Source organism: Coprococcus sp. AF99-45 (assembly GCF_027663865.1).
Classification (GTDB): Bacteria; Bacillota; Clostridia; order Lachnospirales; family Lachnospiraceae; genus Allocoprococcus; species Allocoprococcus comes.
In genome coordinates this window covers 49133-68501 of the sequence record NZ_JAQDGZ010000001.1, presented here as the reverse complement: position 1 = coordinate 68501, position 19369 = coordinate 49133, and the positions used below count along the sequence as shown (strand labels likewise).

The window sequence follows — 19369 nt, the reverse complement described above, 5'->3', positions numbered from 1 at the left end:
TTTATTTCTTTTCTTCTCCTAAGTCCTCCGCATCTTCAGCCTTAAGGAGCATCTCTGTCTTCTCCGGGATCCTGCAATAAAGTTCTGTCATCCTGCGGATCTTTTTCACAAGTTTTTTTGAGATCTCATCCCTATGAAGTCTCCAGATCCAATTACCGCCAAGGGTTGACGGATGATTGATCCTCGCTTCATTACCGAGGCAGAGATAATCCTGAATCGGAATGATACAGGTATCCGCCACGCTCGACTGCGCAAGACGGATGATTTCCCATACTGCTTCATTGACACTGAGTTTCTTTCTTCCCATATAGCGAAGTGCGAACTTCTTATCTTCTTTTTTTAATTCTCTGTACCATCCTGCCAGTGTTTCATTGTCATGGGTTCCCGTGTATACTACGCAGTTCTTATCATAATTATGTGGCAGATAGTTGCTAGGCTCTCTGGAATCAAATGCAAACTCCAGAACTTTCATTCCCGGATATCCGGACTCTTCCACCATCCGGATCACACTGTCTGTCAGGAATCCAAGATCCTCTGCAATAATTTTCACATCACCCAGAGTCTCTTTTACCGTCCGGAAAATATCCATTCCCGGTCCTTTTTCCCAATGTCCGAATTCCGCTGTCAGATCTCCGTATGGAATGGAATAATATTCATCAAATCCACGGAAATGATCAATTCGGATCACGTCATAAAGTTCAACACAATGACGGATTCTCTTCATCCACCATGCATATCCGGTCTTTTTATGATATTCCCACTTATAAAGCGGATTGCCCCAAAGCTGTCCGGTTGCACTAAATGCATCTGGCGGGCACCCTGCAACACCAGTCGGAAGTCCGTTCTCATCAAACTGGAACAGTTCCGGATGCGACCAACTGTCTGCGCTGTCGAACGCTACATAAATCGGGATATCACCAATGATCTCAATCCCTTTTTCATTCGCATATGCTTTCAGTGCACCCCACTGTGTTGCAAATTCATATTGCATAAACTTCTGGAACAGGATGCCTTCCCGATTCTCTTTGGCGAATTTTTCCAGCGCCAGCTCATCTCTCAGACGATATTCATCTTCCCATTCACTCCAGCTCTTCCCATCATTCGCGGCTTTGATCTCCGTATAAAGCGCATAATCATCCAGCCATTCTTTATTCTCCTTACAGAATTTCTGAAAATCTGCATCATCTGCGATCCGGCTTCTTTCATATGCTTTTCTTAAGATCTCATACCTGCAGTTATAAATCTTTTCATAATCCACATATCCTGCATTATCACCAAAGTCATATGCCTTACATTCATCTTTTGTAATCCAGCCCTTTTTTATCAGCTTTTCCAGGTCTATAAAATACGGATTTCCTGCAAAAGTCGAGAAAGACTGATACGGCGAATCTCCATACCCTGTCGGGCCTAACGGAAGGATCTGCCAGTAGCTCTGACCTGCCTTCTCAAGTGTATCCACAAACTTGTATGCTTCTTTCGAAAAAGCACCTATTCCATATTTTGATGGCAGACTTGCCACCGGCAGTAATATACCGCTTGTTCTCATAATATGCACCTCATATCTTTCTACAGCAACGGTTTCGGTATCGGTATCGGTAACGTTTCCAATAATTGTATTATAAAAGCATTGCATATAAAATGCAATGCTTTTTTTCAACTTTTTCAAAAAATTTGATTTAGTTGTTCTCCGGCTTTTCAACCTGCATGATCGCAGATTTCTGCATCGGGATACGGCAGTTCTTGTTGCTTCCGAATTCAACGATTACGTCTTCATCTGTAATATCAATAACAACCCCGTAAAAACCGCTTGTTGTAAGAACAGTATCTCCTACAGCCAGTTCAGATAACATCAGCTGTACTCTCTTCTGTTCCTTTTTCTGTGGTCTCATCAGTAACCACCAGAATCCTCCGATAATTACAACGTAAAATAAAATAAGTACGATTGGATTATTCATTCTTCTTTCCTCCTGCTAAAATAGACACTGTTACCATCATACACAATAATAGGACATTCATCAAGACATTTTAGAATTTTTTTATCCTAATCTTCTTTTTCTTCCATTTTTGCCAGTGTCTCTTTCTTAAACCTGGCATATCTTCCCTCTTCGATCGCCTCTCTGATGTCTTCCATAAGATGATTATAATAATATAAATTGTGGAGAACGCAAAGCCGCATTCCAAGCATCTCTTTTGCTTTCAGCAGATGACGGATATAAGCTCTTGAATAACGGCGGCAGGCCGGGCACTGACAGCCTTCTTCGATCGGGCGTTCATCCAGTTCAAATTTTGCATTGAACAGATTCAGCTTACCATGTTTTGTATAAACATGTCCATGTCTTCCGTTACGGCTTGGATATACGCAGTCAAAGAAATCCACACCTCTGTCTACCGCTTCCAGAATGTTTGCCGGCGTTCCGACTCCCATCAGATAGGTCGGTCTGGCAACCGGAAGACACGGAACTACTGCATCCAGGATCCGGTACATCTCTTCATGTGTCTCACCAACTGCGAGTCCGCCGACTGCGTATCCATCCAAATCCATCTCTGCGATCTGCTGTGCATGCTCAATACGGATATCTTCATAGACACCACCCTGATTGATCCCGAAAAGCATCTGATGTTTGTTGATCGTATCATCAAGAGAATTGAGTCTTGCCATCTCTTCTTTACATCTTGCGAGCCATCTCGTTGTACGCTCTACCGATGCCTGCATATATTTCCTTTCCGCTACGCTGGACGGACATTCATCAAATGCCATTGCGATCGTAGACGCCAGATTCGACTGAATCTGCATACTTTCTTCCGGTCCCATAAAAATCTTTCTTCCGTCAATATGGGAATTGAAGTATACACCCTCTTCCTTAATCTTTCTGAGTCCGGCAAGAGAAAACACCTGGAATCCGCCGGAATCAGTAAGAATCGGCTTATCCCAGGCCATAAATTTGTGCAGCCCGCCAAGCTTTTTCACTACCTGATCCCCCGGACGCACATGCAAATGATAAGTATTAGACAGCTCCACCTGTGTTCCGATTTCTTCAAGATCTGCGGTAGAAACAGCCCCTTTGATCGCTGCAATTGTTCCTACATTCATAAATACAGGAGTCTCGATCACTCCGTGTACGGTATGGAAGCGGCCGCGCTTGGCGCGACCGTCCCTTTTTATCAGTTCATACATAAAATTGACCTCTCTCTCAAATTTAGTAATGACATACAACCGGTGTTCCGGAATCTACATTGTTGAACACTGTCTCTGCAACATCATACTGTAGATTGACACATCCGCGTGACCCATGTTCCAGATACCAGTCCCCGCCAAAGTTCGTCTGCCACGGTGCATCATGCAGTCCGATTCCACCGTTAAACGGCATCCAGTAAGTAACCGGTGATTCCCATTCGTAACTTCCATCTTCCTTCTTTGGTCCACGAAGGGTTGTATCTTTTTCTTTGTATTTCAGAATATATACTCCCTGCGGTGTAGCATCTCCTCTGCTTGGCTTACCGGTAACGATCGGTCCCTGTGTCACAATTGCACCATTTACAAAAAGATACATATACTGGTTTGTCAGATCGACTTCAACATAAGTATTCCCCCAGTCTGCTCCGTCATGACTTGCTGCAGTCTGTGAATAATTCGCCTCTCTCGTTACAGTCTCTCCATTGCGGATATTCGCTTCAAGGGCTGCAATCTCGGCAGCTTCATCAATGATCCATCCATAGTCTCCACCTTCAACCGTTGCACTGTTACCGCCTCCGGTTGTAAATGTTCTCTTTGTCTGGTAAGTGTCATACTTACTCTCCAGCTGCTGTACATATTTTACAACTGCATCACTGTTAAAGGTAACTGCCATGTTATCATCTACCGTTACCCACTGGGAAATCAGATCTTTATCTACAACTTCTGTATTCGAACCAAAGGTATAAGTGATACTTGCCTTCAGATACTTATTCATATCGTCACATGCTTTCTTCACTTCTTCTGACTCGATTGTGTATTTTGGTTCTACATAGCAGTCTTCAGCGGTCATGTCAATCTCGCTTTTGAAACCTTCGATTGATTCTTTCACTACCTTTTTGAAATTCTCGGTATCAATCTTACTTCCGGTCTCCCCGGCTTTGACTACATACGAATTGCCGTCATACTCCGGATGTGCATTTACCGGTTCAACCTGCTGATCTGCCTGCATACACTCGAGACCGTTAATCAGGGTATCCAGCTGGTTTTCGTCATATGTAACACCGACTGATGCCGTAATTGTCTGTGTCTTTCCAAGGCAGACCGGCCACAGAAATGCATTCTGCTCTTTTACGAGCTTCTGCAGTTCATCTCCTGCTTTGTACGCAAGAGAAATATCTGTTCCGGCAATCTTCTCTTCTGTTCCGTCTGATTCCTTCATCGTGAGAACATATCCATCTACCTGACTCTTCATGTATGACTCTACTGCCGAAACTGATTTTCCGGAGAAGTTCACACCGTTGATCTTCGTATTAAAATAAAAATGATTCATGAAATATACGGAAAATCCAAGGTAAACAACCGCTGCCACTCCAACCACAGCACCAACTACAATTTTAACCACTTTACCGGACTTTTTTGAGCCTTGCTTTTTCTTCCGTTTAGTTCTTCTATGCGGCTTTTCCTCTTCTTCATCAAAGAAAGAATCATCAAAAATTTCTTCCTCATCCGGATTGAATGTTTCTGCATCTCCACTGCTTAAAATATCTGCACTTTTAATAACCGGTGGTACTGCTGTCTCTTCTTCATCCCGCCATTCTTCTGCTCCATCCAGATCCAGAAGCCCGGTCTCTTCACGAACTACTTTCTTTTTCCGGCGCGGAGCCTTTTTCTTAACCGGTCGATCTTCGCCTGAGGCTGCTTTATGATCCACACCATCGCCAGATACGTGATAGCCTGAAGGACGTTTTGTTTTAGTGACTTTCTTTTTCCGCGGTCTTTCTTCGCTTTTCTGTTCTTTTTCATTGATGTCCTTCACCTCACTTACATTCTGCTCTCTGATCTCTTCCATGATTTCATCTACTGTGCTGTCAAGATTTCTTTCGTTTTTTTCATTCATACTTTTTTCACTCATTTATACTATTGACTTCCTTTTTTCACTCAATATGTAGTCATTATAATACGAAGGGGCGTGTAAATACAATACATAACTTTAACTTTCATATTTTTATCACTTGTTGGGATGGGAATCTTCTATTATAATAATGAGGTGATTTTGGGGGAATGAATGATTTGCGTTGTGATGACAAATAGAATAAACGAAATGTTTCAAATCCCATCGCGCAAGTGTTCTTCTGCTTTATTGTTCGTTTTTTGTTTTGACTGATTCACAAATTAATTCTTTATAAATAAAAGCTTACAGAAAGGATGGTATATAGTATGGCAGGATCTATTTATGGAAGATTGTTTCAGATTTCTACATGGGGGGAATCGCACGGAAAGGGGATCGGTGTTGTGATCGACGGATGTCCGGCAGGGCTTTCTCTTTCAGAGGAGGATATCCAGGTTTATCTGGATAGAAGAAAACCCGGACAAAGCCAGTTTACAACCGGCCGTAAGGAAAGTGATATGGCACAGATCTGGTCCGGCGTATTTGAAGGCCGGACGACCGGAACTCCGATTTCAATTCTCGTACAGAACCAGGATCAGCGTTCCCGTGATTACGGAAATATTATGAACACATACAGGCCGGGACACGCAGATTATACATTTGATGAAAAGTATGGTTTCCGTGATTACAGAGGAGGGGGACGCTCTTCCGGAAGAGAAACTACTGCCAGAGTTGCAGCAGGTGCAGTTGCTGCTAAGATTTTGAAAGAACTTGGCATTGAAGTACATGCTTATACGAAAGCAATCGGCCCGGTATCTGTTCCGGAAAATGAATACCATCCAGAAGAGATTTTCCAGAACCCGATTTATATGCCAAGCAACGCATATGCCCAAAAAGCATCTGCCTATCTGGAAGAATGTATTAAAAATCAGGATTCCTCAGGAGGCATCATTGAATGTGTTGTTACCGGTATGCCGGTAGGAATCGGTGATACCGTATTTGAAAAACTGGACGCCAATCTTGCCAAAGCAATGCTGTCCATCGGAGCAGTCAAAGGCTTTGAGATCGGTGACGGCTTTAAAGCTGCAGATACAAAAGGAAGTATCAACAATGATTCCTTCCATACAAAAGATGGAAGGATCACCAAAGACACCAACCATGCAGGCGGTGTCCTCGGCGGTATGAGTGACGGAAGCAAGATCATCTTCCGCGCGGCAGTAAAGCCGACTCCGTCCATTTCACAGCCACAGTCCACCGTCACCAAAGATGGAGAAAACACCGAAATGATCATTAAAGGACGTCACGACCCGGTCATTGTCCCACGCGCCGTCGTAGTCGTAGAATCCATGGCCGCAATCACGATCCTCGATCTGCTCTTCACCAACATGAGTGCCCGAATGGACAAACTCAAAAGCTTCTACGGCACTGATGTGGTGGCCTTATTTTGATATCTGATTTTCAAGATAAAACTTCATGTATATTTTGTATGTTTTATCTGCTATTATACCGTCAGACTTCTATTCCATAGAGTTCCTCCTTATTTTTTATAATAACTGTCTGGGCTTTGAAATAATTTCTGACACACAAAAAGCCACCTCAGACAGGTGGCTTTTTATAACCGATTCCATTATCGGTAATACTAATGATCATATTGCACCAGTCTTCTTTTTCACAGGATTTCTGTACAACATTACAGGATATCCAACCTCCTGTATTTGTATACTTTATTGCATTGCTTATTATATTAAGACAGACTTCTGACAGGTGAGGTGCATCCATATACACATACGGATACATGATTTGTTCTGTCAAAGAGATCGTCTGATTTTTACTTTCTGCCTGTTGTTGGAACATAATGACACAATTTTCAAAGCACTCATGGACATTTGAAACAGTGTATTCCATCTCAACCTTATCATTCTCAATTCTTGCAAGAAATATCTTCGATAATCTTGAACTGAGGATCCCAATCTGAAGTATTCTCTTTAATACCCATATCCATTTCTCGAGATCTTTTAACAAGTTCTATCTTCTTTGTTTTTAAGTTCAGCCTTGAGATATGATAATAAGCAGTACCTAATGCATGAAGGGCCTGCCGGGTTTTTTTGACCTGCTTCCCCAATGCGAGAGGGAACTCTTCACCGTCCATCTGTTCCAGATCCGGTGTTGAATGATGCAGATGCTGAACCATCCATTTTCCATTCGTCCACTTATAGATAATCGTAAATCTTGTCTCCATTTTAAAACAGATTGAACCATCTTTAAACAGACCAGTAAAATCTACTGTTCCATGTGCAAGAACATGGTCATCATCAAGTCTTTCTTCTTCCTGATGTAAATTTCTTACTTCAAGTCTGATTTTTTCTCTTCGTTTTACATCAAATTTGAATGATTCTAAAAACTCATGCAGATTCGTGAATAACTCATGTTTCCCAGTTCCAATCAGACTGATATTTTCATCAAAATAATTTTCTATACCAAGATTATTTACTGATCCGGCATTAATATATATTTTCAAAAGTTGTTCTGTGAGTTTTTTAAAATCATCCATACGCTACCCTCTCTTTAAAAAACTTAACTGTCAAAATATCCAATGATCCCGATGTATCCATCCTTCTTTAAAGGCGACCATAATTATAGTTAACTGATCTGAAATTGCATTGTAATCAATGGAATTCATGCCACTGTTCAGTTCATTGTCTTCCACAAGTAATATACATCTGCCTCTGACTCGGACTGGCTCTGACCGATAGCAGTCATCAAAATAAGTACACCGTGATTGTTTCTGCATCTTCTTTTTTCGCGCTTTTGCTGCCACAGCCTGACAGAAGCGATATGCTCATCTGTTTCTGCCTGTGACGCCACAGAAACAGATCCTTCTTCTGCAATTTTCAGATCCATAAAAAGCGATACTTGGCATAAACAGATGAATTTGATTCTCATTCCTCTGTCATCCTTATAAAATTATTATAGTTACATCTATGAAAAAAAACACTGTCCTACAGACAGTGCATCTCATTTCATGCAACTGGCTGCCATTTTACAGGCCCTGTAGCTTTGCGTCCCAGATTTTCATCTGGTTTGCCGATCATCCTATTATTTATAGTTTTTAAACTTATGCAAAAATATTGATGTTATTATACTCCCACAATCTATCGTGCATAAGAAAAACCTCACCGCTTTAACGCTGAAAAATAAAAAAGAACAGCCGATACATATACTCGAACTGTTCTCCTACTTCCAAAGTCCACGCAGCATTGACATTACTGTTTCCTGCGTCATGATTCTCTCAGTGACGACTGGGAAATTCCCGGCAGCTGCGATAATCTGCATTTACTGATATCACGCTTCTCACATATAGATGTTATTTTATCTGATATATACTTCTCTATCTGCAAGTAACTATACCTCATTTCTGTTATTACATGTTCTTATTGTACCTGTAATAGCAGAAAAAATATTAGTTATCAATTTTGCAAGTAATTAGTTTTATTATAGGAAGTACATCCGTAAAATAAAATTTGAAGATACTTTCGTTTCCGCAAAAGTCTTTTTCGCTTATATCATCTTTATAATATCACAGACAGCTACGTTTGTCACATAAAAGTTTTAGCCTTGACTTTTTATTTGCGGGCTACTTATAATCCTTTTACAAACTCAACTGTATTTTTTATATCTTCCTCATCCGGATGTCCTTTTGCAATACCACCTACCAGTTTAAATGGACCAAATGTGTCATAACCCTTGCATCCGAATTTTCCTATCACTTTAGAACGCTTCTCGTCCAAAATCTGCTCTATGGATTTATAATTCGCACTTCCACCATAAGTACAGATCAGAAATACCTTTTTATTGTCCGGTAGATTCTTCTCTGCAAATCCCAATATTGACTGATGAAATTTTGAAAAATAGATTCCGGATGCAAATCCAATCATATCATAACTGCTCAGATCTACATCTGGCTGTTTTACAGCATCAATCAAATCGACCTGGCATTCTTCTGCTATGCCCTTTACTAGTTTTTCTGTATTTCCATGATGTACAGATGCATATACGATTGCTTTTCTCATTTGTTTTCCTTTCTGCCTGTCTCCATTGTTTTAGTATTCTTTTGAAATTTCTCCTGTACCATCATGAGCATTTTTTCAAAAGACTGTGCAAACCTTACATCATCTTCTTCTGTTCGTTTTTTCGGTCCCTTGATATGATTCTTATGGGAACTTCTTCTGGCTTTTTTATTCAAATGACGTTCCATAAGCATCTGATCAATATTGTCATTCGTGTACCATTTGCCCGATTGATGAATGGCATAAGCACCTTTTCCCAATGCCATTGCTGCAACACCATAGTCCTGTGATACGACAATATCTCCTTTATGGCAGATACTGATCAGTTTATAATCTACTGCATCTGCTCCTGCCCCTACTACAATCACTTCGCTATAAGCCGATGACAGAACATGATTCGTATCACACAACAACGTTACCGGAATACTATTTTCTTTTGCAATCTTTTCAATGATTGCAACCACTGGGCAGGCATCTGCATCAACAAATATTTGCATCTTTCTATTCCTCCTCTGAACCATTATAAGAATAAGCTCTGCTGTTCGTATTCTGCCTCTCGCTTCAGCTGAACCGGTTTCTGATGCAGAATCTGTTCCATTTTCCTGTCATCAAACCAATCTTCCAATCAATATTTACTTGTAAACTCTTCATAGAAAATATCTTCTTCCTCAGCTGTTGTATCCTTATCAATAAATTCCTGTAGATCTCTTTTCATGTTATCAAATACTTCCTGACTATGACTTTTATCACAAAAAGTTGTATGCATCATACTTCCATATACACCACATGTAATTGCATCATACCTTTCACATCTTTCCAAGGTTATCCTGCACGATTCTTTATATTCCTCATCTGCAATAATCGTACCGCCCTCACTTCCAATCGAATCAGGCTTATATATGTCATTCCACATATCCATCTTGCTCCTATACTCCAAGAATTTCATTCGTAAACTTAAACAAAGTCACATTTAATTCTCATTCGATTCGCAATAACATTAGTTTCATTTTGTTTCATCGCTTTCAATATCTTTAAGTGTAATACCGTCTGCATTTTTCCAGCTTGTCAATCCGTTAGCACTCTTACCTACCACAAACATTGCTGCACCAGATGGACTTGAAAACAAAACATCCTCCTGTAGAATACCCTCTACAATATTAGCTTTACTTCTCTTTTCTTTAATACCTGCTGAGATTGTCTCATCATCCTCTGGAGCAATATGACTTCCGTTTAGCACTACGAAACCTTCAGATGTACAAATACCATCAGCTTCTATCTTTCCTATTCCCTTCACCGTTCTCTCTAAGTGCAACTTTATTTCTTCTTTTTCAATTTCGTTACCATCATTTTCTTCTATAGTTGCTGGTTTATTGACAGGTTCCAATACTTTGTATCCTAAAACACTTATCAAAATTCTCACATTATCAATAAATTCTTCCATGACTGCTATTTGCGATTCCTTCATCACCGTATTTCGATATGTGTTTTTTGTAAGCACCAGATACCGTTTACACTGTCTTGCAATATCTACAAATCGATTTTCAAGATAACGAATCAATGCCTTGTTCAGGTCTCTCCCTATAAAAATCACTGCCGTGGTCCAATAATATTTCTCTTTTTCAGCTTGATAGTCTCGCAAATGTTGCAACAAACGTTCTTTTACATTTTCCGCTTCTCCGATATATACTGAATCTGTTCCATCATCTTCTTTGCAAAAGAGGAAATATACTCCCGCTTGAGCAATATCCTCTCTATAGCACGAAGACACTTCAATTCTTGGTATCTTAATTGCTTTTCCATTCCAATTTGACAGCTCCGCTATAGTCAAGCTATCCGCTGTTCCATTAACCAAAAACAGCTCTATAGACTTTCCATACGCCATTGCTATTCCTCCCTCGTTCTATCCTTTGTTTAACACCTACTCAGCATACTTTTCAATCCAATTTTCACCATCATATTCGTTAATCTGTTTTTCTAATCTTGCAAGATAATCTTGCAACCTGCTATCCTCTTCACTGGCATACCAGACATTCGCTCGTCCAAAACCATAAGCCCAACCACTTGATTTTCTTGGAACTTCCCATTGAACTTTTCTTGCTCTGGTACCTGTAGGGAGCAAAACACAATCTGACGATTTGGCTATTGCATTGTAATATTGTATATCTTCAGGAGCAAACACTGCCTCTTGATAATGCCTGTAAACAGTAGCATGCTTGTACCAGCCAATAACTGTTGTAAACTTATGTGCCGGATGTTTTGCACAATACACAACAAGCACATCATCTACTGATTCTTCTTTTTTTAATAGCTCACACCCCGCAATATTCTCAATTCGCATTTGATTAACATCTTTCCCATTATGTGATTTTGTTTCGAAAAATCCCAGACAATATAAACCTTCCCTGCCCTCCATATTCACCGGTGTAAAATTATATTTTTCATGTGCATCTCCTGTCTCATCAACATAGCTTCCACCATTTAACGGAGTATCCTTTCCATCTTCATTTCCTCGATACTCCTTCATCCACGCTATGTTACAAAAAAGTATTCTCATCACATCAACCTTCTTTTCCCTTTGAAAATGGACTCAAGTCGATAAACAGTTTCTTCAATCCGCTTGTGTCCTTGAATTCCTTGAATAAATATTCCAGAAGATCTTCCTGCCTTCTATTATACCATTCAATCATTTTTTACGCACTAAAAAAGGATGTAGGAATCAACTTCCCACACTCTCATTAGTATCCTATCATTTGTCGCTTCCAAACATATGGAATCGACAAATCAAAACTTTCCGGTAATCAGCTAAAATCCCTCGAATTTCCTTTCGATTCGGAGGATTTTTTCATTCAATTTTTCAAAAGCGATCTGAAGATAATCTAAACTAAAATTAGTCAATTCTTACCCGTTTTTTATTTTTCAAAAAAACCTCATTTTCCTTATAAAACGGTTGCTTTTTCTCTAAACTATAGTATAATAAACCTTGTCGTGTGTATAGAAATACTAAACTCTAGGTTTATTTTTATTTTTACAAACAATTTACAGAAAGGAGCTATTTATGAACATCGGACAGAAAGTAAGGGAGCTCCGTATTGCGAAAAATCTTACCCAGGAAGAACTTGCAGACCGGAGTGAGCTTTCGAAGGGATTCATTTCCCAGCTGGAACGGGATCTTACTTCTCCTTCTATCGCCACACTGGTTGATATTCTGCAGTGTCTCGGCACCAATCTGAATGAATTTTTCAGCGATGACGAGGAAGAACAGGTTGTCTTCGGTGATGAGGATTATTTTGAAAAAAAGGATACTGATCTGAAGAATACGATTGAATGGATCATTCCGAATGCCCAGCGCAATATGATGGAACCGATCCGTCTTACCCTGGCTCCGGGCGGTGCAACCTACCCGGATCTTCCACACGAAGGTGAGGAATTCGGATACGTGCTTCAGGGTTCCGTCAAAATCCACGTAGGCAATAAGGTCTACAAAGCTAAAAAGGGAGAATCCTTTTATTTTACTCCCCACGCAAAGCATTATATAGAAGCATCGTCTTCTTCCGGGGCACGCCTGATCTGGGTCAGCACTCCCCCAAGTTTTTAAGTACACAGGAGGATTATACATATGCCAAACAAACTGATTGACATTGTTGGTGTTTCCAAATCATATGGAGACAATCTGGTTCTGGACGACCTGAACCTTTATATCAGAGAAAATGAATTTCTCACACTTTTAGGACCTAGCGGCTGCGGAAAGACAACGCTTCTGCGTATCCTCGGCGGATTCGAAAATCCGGACTCCGGAAAAGTAATTTTCGATGGAAAGGACATTACATCCCTTGCACCGAATAAACGGCAGCTCAACACTGTTTTCCAGAAATATGCGCTTTTCACCCATATGACCATTGCTGAAAATATTGCTTTTGGTCTGAAGATCAAAGGGAAATCAAAATCTTACATCGATGATAAGATTCATTATGCATTAAAACTGGTCAATCTGGAAGGTTACCAGAACCGTTATCCGGATTCTTTAAGTGGGGGGCAGCAGCAGCGTATTGCCATCGCCCGCGCCATTGTAAATGAACCAAAAGTTCTTCTTCTGGATGAACCTCTCGGTGCCCTGGATTTAAAGCTCCGCCAGGACATGCAGTATGAACTGATCCGTTTAAAAAATGAGCTGGGAATTACATTTATCTACGTTACCCACGATCAGGAAGAAGCCCTCACCATGTCTGACACGATTGTTGTCATGAATCAGGGATACATCCAGCAGATCGGTACACCGGAAGATATCTACAACGAGCCGGAAAATGCTTTCGTAGCCGACTTCATTGGCGATAGCAACATTTTCAATGCCATCATGGTACGCGATAAGCTGGTCAATATTGTCGGTGCCGAATTCCCGTGTGTGGATACCGGATTCGGAACCAACAAACCGGTCGATGCGGTCATCCGTCCGGAGGACATCGATCTTGTAAAACCAGAAGAAGGCACATTAAAGGGTGTCGTTACCCATCTGATTTTCAAAGGAGTCCACTATGAAATGGAAGTCCTTGCCAACAACTATGAATGGCTTGTGCACAGCACCGATATGTTCCCGGTTGGCACTGAGGTTGGAATCCATGTTGACCCGTTTGATATTCAGATCATGAAAAAACCGGAATCTGAAGATGAGGAGGCTGCAGGAATTGAAGAATAGCAAACGTCTCCTGGCAGGGCCATACCTTTTCTGGGCAGTTTCTTTCATTATCATTCCTCTGATCATGATCTTCTATTATGGTCTGACTGACAATGACGGAAAATTCACCTGGATGAACCTTGCCAAAATCACAACACCTGAGAATATAAAGGCTCTGGGGCTTGCACTTCTGCTTGCATTTGTCAGCACAGTGATCTGCCTGATCCTTGCCTATCCTCTGGCAATGATCCTTGTCGGAAGAAATGTAAACCAGTCCAGCTTCGTAGTACTTGTTTTCATCCTTCCGATGTGGATGAACTTTCTGCTCAGAACTCTTGCATGGCAGAACCTCCTGGAGAAAAACGGTGTCATCAACTCCGTTCTCCATTTCTTCGGGCTGCCTTCATGGAACATTATCAACACACCGACAGCGATCATCCTCGGTATGGTCTACAACTTCCTGCCGTTCATGGTGCTGCCGATTTACAATGTACTTGTAAAGATTGACAAAGATGTTATTTCCGCAGCCAGAGATCTCGGTGCCGGAAATATCCAGACATTTACCAAGATCATCCTTCCGCTTAGTGTTCCGGGTATCATCAGTGGAATCACTATGGTATTTGTACCTGCACTTACAACCTTCGTCATTTCCAACCTCCTCGGTGGAAGCAAGATCCTTCTGATCGGAAATGTCATCGAACAGGAATTCCAGCAGGGAAGCAACTGGCATGTAGGAAGTGGACTTTCACTTGTCCTGATGATCTTCATCATCGCAAGTATGGCTCTGATCGCCAAATACGATAAAGACGGGGAGGGCACAGCATTCTAATGAAAAAGAAATTACAGAATTTATATTTACTGCTGATCGTGATCTTCCTCTATGCTCCGATCATGACACTGATGGTTCTGTCCTTTAACAGTTCCAGAACCCGTGCCAAATGGGGCGGATTTACCGGAAAATGGTATGTATCCCTTTTCCAGGATGAAGCGATCATGAGCACCTTATACAACACCCTGATCATCGCACTTCTTTCTGCGCTGATTGCAACCGTGATCGGAACTTTGGCTTCCATTGGAATCCAGAGTATGAACCGCAAGTTCCGTACCTTTATGCTGGGTGTCACCAACATTCCGATGCTGAACGCAGATATTGTGACTGGTGTATCTATGATGCTGCTGTTCATCGCATTCCGTATGACCATGGGATTTACGACAATCCTGATCGCACATATTACCTTTAATATCCCATACGTCATTTTAAGCGTCATGCCAAAACTAAAGCAGACCAACCGGCGGACCTATGAAGCCGCACTGGATCTGGGTGCCTCCCCGATCTACGCTTTTTTCAAAGTCGTATTTCCGGATATCCTTCCAGGAATTCTTTCCGGTTTCCTGCTTGCATTTACCATGTCGCTGGATGATTTTGTGATCACCCACTTTACCAAAGGACCTGGAATCGATACCCTGTCCACCAAAATTTACAGTGAAGTACGAAAAGGAATCCGTCCGGAAATTTACGCACTCTCAACGATCATGTTTGTAACGGTGCTCTTCCTTCTCTTCCTGATCAATTTAAAACCGGAAAAAGAAGTTCACGAAAAAGACGGCACGATCCGCAAGCCATCCCGTGCACGCCACACGATGCGTCTCGTCGTAACACGTGTCGTACCGGCACTGCTCGTGATCGTCATTACAGCCGGAGGATTTTTCTACAATTCAAAGACAAAGATTTCCGGCGCCGAAAAGGTAATTGTCTACAACTGGGGCGAATATCTGGACCCGGATGTCCTGGATATCTTTGAAGAAGAAACCGGTATCCAGGTAGTTTATGAAGAATACGAAACCAATGAGATCATGTACCCGAAGGTGCAGTCCGGCGCCATTTCCTACGATGTGGTCTGCCCTTCTGACTATATGATCCAGCGTATGATTGAGAATGATCTCCTCGCCGAGATCAACTGGGATAATATTCCGAATATCAAAAATATTGGACAGACTTACATGGATCAGTCCAAAGCATTTGATCCGGAAAATAAATACTCTGTTCCTTATTGCTGGGGAACTGTCGGGATCCTTTACAACAAAACCATGGTAGACGAACCAATTGATTCCTGGTCTGTTCTCTGGGATCCAAAGTACAAGGACAGCATTCTGATGCAGGACAGCGTCCGCGATGCATTCGGTGTTACCTTAAAATATCTTGGATATTCCCTGAACTCAACCGACCTGGACGAGCTGAACGAAGCGAAGAATCTTCTGATCAAACAGAAACCACTGGTTCAGGCATACGTCGTTGACCAGGTGCGTGACAAGATGATCGGAAACGAAGCAGCCATCGGTGTTATTTACTCCGGTGAAGCCATTTACACACAGAAAGAAAATCCAAACCTGGAATACGTGATCCCGAAAGAAGGATCCAATATCTGGATCGACTCCTGGGTAATTCCGAAGAATGCAGAGCATAAGGAAAATGCAGAAAAGTTCATCAACTTCCTCTGCCGTCCGGACATCGCACTGAAGAACTTTGAGTACATCACCTACTCGACTCCAAATGAAGCAGCACGGGAACTGATTGAAGACGAGTCCATCCGCAACAGCAAGATTGCATTCCCGGATGCAAGCGAGCTCTCCGGATGTGAGACCTTCAAATTCCTTGGAGATAAAAACGATGCTGTCTACAATGAATTATGGCGGGAAGTGAAATCAAAGTAATGTGGGAAAGAATTCTGAATTATACAATAACCGAACAGAAAACTTCCAATATCCATGAGTTTTTAAAAGCTCATGGATATTCTTCTTCTCTGATCCGGGCAATCAAAGAGGATACGGAAGGAATCCGTCTGAACGGGGAACCGGTACTGGCGCGCACTCTTCTTACTCCCGGCGACCAGCTTGCCATCCGGATTACCGAAACAAAATTCTCCGAAAATATTGTTCCGTCAGATCTGCCTCTTTCGATCGTATATGAAGATCCGGACCTGCTGGTCATCAATAAACCTGCCGGAATGCCAATTCACCCTTCCCAGGGAAATTATGACAACACACTTGCCAATGCCTGTGCCTGGTATTTCAAAGAGAAAGGCGAGCCTTTTGTCTACCGCTGCATTAACCGGCTTGACCGGGACACCACCGGTCTTCTGATTATTGCCCGGCATCTTTACAGTGCCTCTCTCCTCTCTGCCATGATGGCACGCCGGGAAATCCACCGGGAATATCTGGCACTTGCCACGGGAATCGTCCCGGAAGACGGAATCATCACTGCTCCAATTGCCAGAAAAGAGGATTCTACCATCGAGCGCATGGTCGATTTTAAACATGGTGAATACGCCTGCACCCATTACCGCAGGCTTTCCATCACAAATACAGATCCGGTCTACTCTCTGGTTGCCTTAAAGCTGGATACCGGACGCACTCATCAGATCCGGGTGCATATGAATTACATCGGTCATCCGCTTCCGGGAGATTTTCTCTATAATCCGGATTACAGCCATATCAGCCGTCAGGCACTGCACTCACATCATCTGCGTTTCCGGCATCCAATCACAGGAGAAGAAATGCATTTCACAGCGCCTGTGCCTGAAGATATGTTACTCTGATAAATATATTTAAGTGATCCCCTTCCCCGGCACATAATACTCTTTTTATGGAAGAATTTTCCATATGTATTTTCCGGTCAAACAGAAGAAGAGCTTCTGAGAGAACAAAGATATTCATTCTCCCAGAAGCTCTTCTTCTGTTTATTTCTTATTTCTGACGATGAATCACACTAAAAAAACAGCGGAACGGATTCAAACTGCCTCTATAATCTATATCGCTCTCTTACCATGCGACCAGCTTCAACATTCTACAAATCGAAACATCCGCCTCCAATAAATTCCCTCAAAATCGAATTCTGCGGAACATACTCACTTCCGATCCCCACAAAATAATCCAGGAATTTGAGCAGTCTCTTCGCCTCCTGATATTCAGCGCAGTCCTTCTCAATTCCGAACAGGATCGGTTCTGCATAAGCTTTCAGAACTGCCAGCTCATAAAGAAGAGCTGAATTGAACATCACATCCGCGTCTTCCTGATACGGGAAAATATTGTTCTCTTCCCCTCTTCGCACCGACTGCCACATAGCGATCGTCTGCTTTGCCGAAGTACCTCTGGTTCTTGCATCACGCACCATCCGGCGGATCAGACGTCCATCTGTTGATGCGATCCGGTTATGCTCATCGATATTCAGCTGGGTCAGTGCACTGATATAGATCTTGAATTTATTTTCTTTTGGCAGATCATGGGTCAACGCATCATTCAGACAATGAATGCCTTCGATCACCAGAATATCCTGCTCACCAAGCTGCATATAATGTCCGTTATATTCCCGTTTTCCGGTCTTGAAATTGAACGTCGGAAGCTCAATCCGTTCTCCTGCAAGCAGCTTTTTCAGATCGTGATTAAAAAGTTCCACATCCAGTGCTTTCAAACACTCATAATTCGGCTTTCCTTCTGCGTCCAGCGGTGTATCCACACGGTTCTTAAAGTAATCATCCACCGAAATCGGATGCGGGACCAGACCGCTTACCCGGAGCTGGATGGAAAGCCGTCTGGAAAATGTAGTCTTTCCTGACGAAGAAGGACCGGCAATCAAGACAAACTTTTTCTGCGGATTTCCTGCAATCTGCTCTGCGATCTGCGCAATCTTCTTCTCCTGCATTGCCTCCTGTACCAGAAGCAGTTCCTTTGGATTGGCGCTGCCGCCTGTCACATAATCATTCAGTGCCCCTACCGTCTCAATTCCAAGCATATCACCGCCACGCGTAGATTCCTTCAGCACATGGAACAGCTTATTCTGAGGCTGAAACGGAGGTATCTTTTCCGGTTCAGCTGCCTCCGGCATCTGCACTACAAATCCCTCATCATATAAATATAATTTAAAATATTTCAGATAGCCGGTTGATGGAACCATATAGCCGTAATAGTAGTCCTCAAATTCATTGATACTGTAAATATTGACTGTAGACACTCTGCGATACCGGAACAAACGCTCTTTATCCTTCATACCGTACTTTCGGAACATTTCAACCGCTTCATCGGTATGAACCGATCTCTTCCGGATTGAAAGATCCATATCTGCAATTTCATGCATCCGTTCTTCAATCCTTGCAAGCAGTTCCTGATCCAGCTTCTGATCTCCTTTTATTGTACAATAATACCCTTTATCTACAGAAAAATGGATTCTCACCTGTTCTATCTTATCGTGTCCGATTGTATCATATACTGCCTTCACCAGCAGAAAACTTACACCACGGCGATAGGTAAGATTTCCAATTGTCTCGCCTGTCGTCACAAAATGGAGCGCACAGTCCTTTTTCAGCTTCTTTCCAAGCTCCTGAAGCTTTCCATTTACATATACAAGAACAATATCATGTGGGTATCTTTCCTGATATTCCCCGGCAATCTGCAGATATGTGGTTCCTGCCGGAAAACTTCTCTCTTCCCCGTCAATCTGTACTTTGTAAATCTGCTGTTCCATATTTACCGCCTTCTTTCTGCCTTACGGCGCTTTGACAAATCTGTCTGTTTTC

19 protein-coding genes and 1 riboswitch are annotated in these 19369 nt (G+C 42.1%); of the genes, 6 read left to right on the top strand and 13 right to left on the bottom strand.

The window, feature by feature from the left end; all coding sequences use genetic code 11:
- Position 1 precedes the first annotated feature (1 nt).
- The 4 genes from malQ to PGR14_RS00350 form a co-directional block, all read right to left on the bottom strand.
- Positions 2-1546 (bottom strand): 4-alpha-glucanotransferase, encoded by a 1545-nt coding sequence (malQ, locus tag PGR14_RS00365; RefSeq protein ID WP_044999358.1) that lies wholly within the window; start codon positions 1544-1546, stop codon positions 2-4.
- A 130-nt stretch (positions 1547-1676) separates the two neighbouring features.
- Positions 1677-1955 carry a preprotein translocase subunit YajC gene (gene yajC, locus PGR14_RS00360; RefSeq protein ID WP_008374927.1) on the bottom strand — a complete coding sequence of 93 codons (279 nt, stop codon included), beginning with the start codon at positions 1953-1955 and terminating at the stop codon, positions 1677-1679.
- An 86-nt stretch (positions 1956-2041) separates the two neighbouring features.
- Positions 2042-3175, bottom strand: coding sequence for a tRNA guanosine(34) transglycosylase Tgt (gene tgt / locus PGR14_RS00355; RefSeq protein WP_022220357.1), 1134 nt, complete (start codon positions 3173-3175; stop codon positions 2042-2044).
- A gap of 22 nt (positions 3176-3197) precedes the next feature.
- Complete coding sequence (locus tag PGR14_RS00350) at positions 3198-5087, bottom strand: L,D-transpeptidase family protein (protein ID WP_270222829.1); 1890 nt, start codon at positions 5085-5087, stop codon at positions 3198-3200.
- Between the two features lie 305 nt (positions 5088-5392).
- Between PGR14_RS00350 and aroC the strand changes: the two genes are divergently transcribed.
- On the top strand, positions 5393-6511 hold the full coding sequence (gene aroC, locus PGR14_RS00345) for a chorismate synthase (RefSeq protein WP_055155656.1): 1119 nt from the start codon (positions 5393-5395) through the stop codon (positions 6509-6511).
- 148 nt (positions 6512-6659) lie between these two features.
- On the opposite strand, the gene PGR14_RS16190 is transcribed toward aroC, so the two are convergent.
- The 8 genes from PGR14_RS16190 to PGR14_RS00305 all read right to left on the bottom strand — a co-directional run bounded on the left by PGR14_RS16190 (position 6660) and on the right by PGR14_RS00305 (position 11684).
- The gene (locus PGR14_RS16190; RefSeq protein WP_242860780.1) at positions 6660-6842 is read right to left on the bottom strand and encodes an ATP-binding protein; all 183 of its coding nucleotides are present in this window, start codon (positions 6840-6842) and stop codon (positions 6660-6662) included.
- Between the two features lie 142 nt (positions 6843-6984).
- Positions 6985-7614, bottom strand: a complete 630-nt coding sequence (locus tag PGR14_RS00335) for a nuclear transport factor 2 family protein (RefSeq protein WP_270222828.1) — start codon at positions 7612-7614, stop codon at positions 6985-6987.
- 137 nt (positions 7615-7751) lie between these two features.
- Positions 7752-8006, bottom strand: a complete 255-nt coding sequence (locus tag PGR14_RS00330; protein ID WP_055155659.1) for a hypothetical protein — start codon at positions 8004-8006, stop codon at positions 7752-7754.
- A 77-nt stretch (positions 8007-8083) separates the two neighbouring features.
- Positions 8084-8159, bottom strand: a riboswitch (cyclic di-GMP riboswitch).
- A 542-nt stretch (positions 8160-8701) separates the two neighbouring features.
- Positions 8702-9133 carry a flavodoxin family protein gene (locus tag PGR14_RS00325; protein ID WP_055155660.1) on the bottom strand — a complete coding sequence of 144 codons (432 nt, stop codon included), beginning with the start codon at positions 9131-9133 and terminating at the stop codon, positions 8702-8704.
- Positions 9130-9627 (bottom strand): YaiI/YqxD family protein, encoded by a 498-nt coding sequence (locus tag PGR14_RS00320; RefSeq protein ID WP_055155661.1) that lies wholly within the window; start codon positions 9625-9627, stop codon positions 9130-9132. Before PGR14_RS00320 ends, PGR14_RS00325 begins: the two co-directional genes overlap by 4 nt.
- A 128-nt stretch (positions 9628-9755) precedes the next feature.
- A complete protein-coding gene (locus PGR14_RS00315) occupies positions 9756-10043 on the bottom strand; it encodes a hypothetical protein (RefSeq protein WP_227084519.1) in 288 nt (95 codons plus the stop codon).
- Positions 10044-10133: 90 nt separating this feature from the next.
- Positions 10134-11012 (bottom strand): GIY-YIG nuclease family protein, encoded by an 879-nt coding sequence (locus PGR14_RS00310; RefSeq protein ID WP_270222826.1) that lies wholly within the window; start codon positions 11010-11012, stop codon positions 10134-10136.
- A 36-nt stretch (positions 11013-11048) separates the two neighbouring features.
- Positions 11049-11684: a hypothetical protein gene (locus tag PGR14_RS00305; protein ID WP_055155664.1), complete on the bottom strand. Its 636-nt coding sequence runs from the start codon at positions 11682-11684 to the stop codon at positions 11049-11051.
- A 501-nt stretch (positions 11685-12185) separates the two neighbouring features.
- On the opposite strand from PGR14_RS00305, the gene PGR14_RS00300 reads away from it, so the two are divergent.
- Genes PGR14_RS00300 through PGR14_RS00280 form a run of 5 tightly spaced genes read left to right on the top strand, consistent with a single transcriptional unit; the run spans position 12186 to position 17395 of the window.
- On the top strand, positions 12186-12725 hold the full coding sequence (locus PGR14_RS00300) for a helix-turn-helix domain-containing protein (RefSeq protein ID WP_008374904.1): 540 nt from the start codon (positions 12186-12188) through the stop codon (positions 12723-12725).
- A 21-nt stretch (positions 12726-12746) separates the two neighbouring features.
- Positions 12747-13820: an ABC transporter ATP-binding protein gene (locus PGR14_RS00295; protein WP_022220521.1), complete on the top strand. Its 1074-nt coding sequence runs from the start codon at positions 12747-12749 to the stop codon at positions 13818-13820.
- Positions 13792-14628 carry an ABC transporter permease gene (locus PGR14_RS00290; RefSeq protein WP_195479783.1) on the top strand — a complete coding sequence of 279 codons (837 nt, stop codon included), beginning with the start codon at positions 13792-13794 and terminating at the stop codon, positions 14626-14628. The genes PGR14_RS00295 and PGR14_RS00290 overlap by 29 nt, the downstream gene beginning before the upstream one ends.
- Positions 14628-16511 (top strand): extracellular solute-binding protein, encoded by a 1884-nt coding sequence (locus PGR14_RS00285; RefSeq protein WP_270222825.1) that lies wholly within the window; start codon positions 14628-14630, stop codon positions 16509-16511. The genes PGR14_RS00290 and PGR14_RS00285 overlap by 1 nt, the downstream gene beginning before the upstream one ends.
- Positions 16511-17395 (top strand): RluA family pseudouridine synthase, encoded by an 885-nt coding sequence (locus tag PGR14_RS00280; RefSeq protein WP_270222823.1) that lies wholly within the window; start codon positions 16511-16513, stop codon positions 17393-17395. Before PGR14_RS00285 ends, PGR14_RS00280 begins: the two co-directional genes overlap by 1 nt.
- A gap of 248 nt (positions 17396-17643) precedes the next feature.
- Here PGR14_RS00280 and PGR14_RS00275 read toward each other — a convergent pair whose 3' ends face one another.
- A complete protein-coding gene (locus PGR14_RS00275; protein ID WP_270222822.1) occupies positions 17644-19317 on the bottom strand; it encodes a nucleoside kinase in 1674 nt (557 codons plus the stop codon).
- Positions 19318-19369 lie beyond the last annotated feature (52 nt).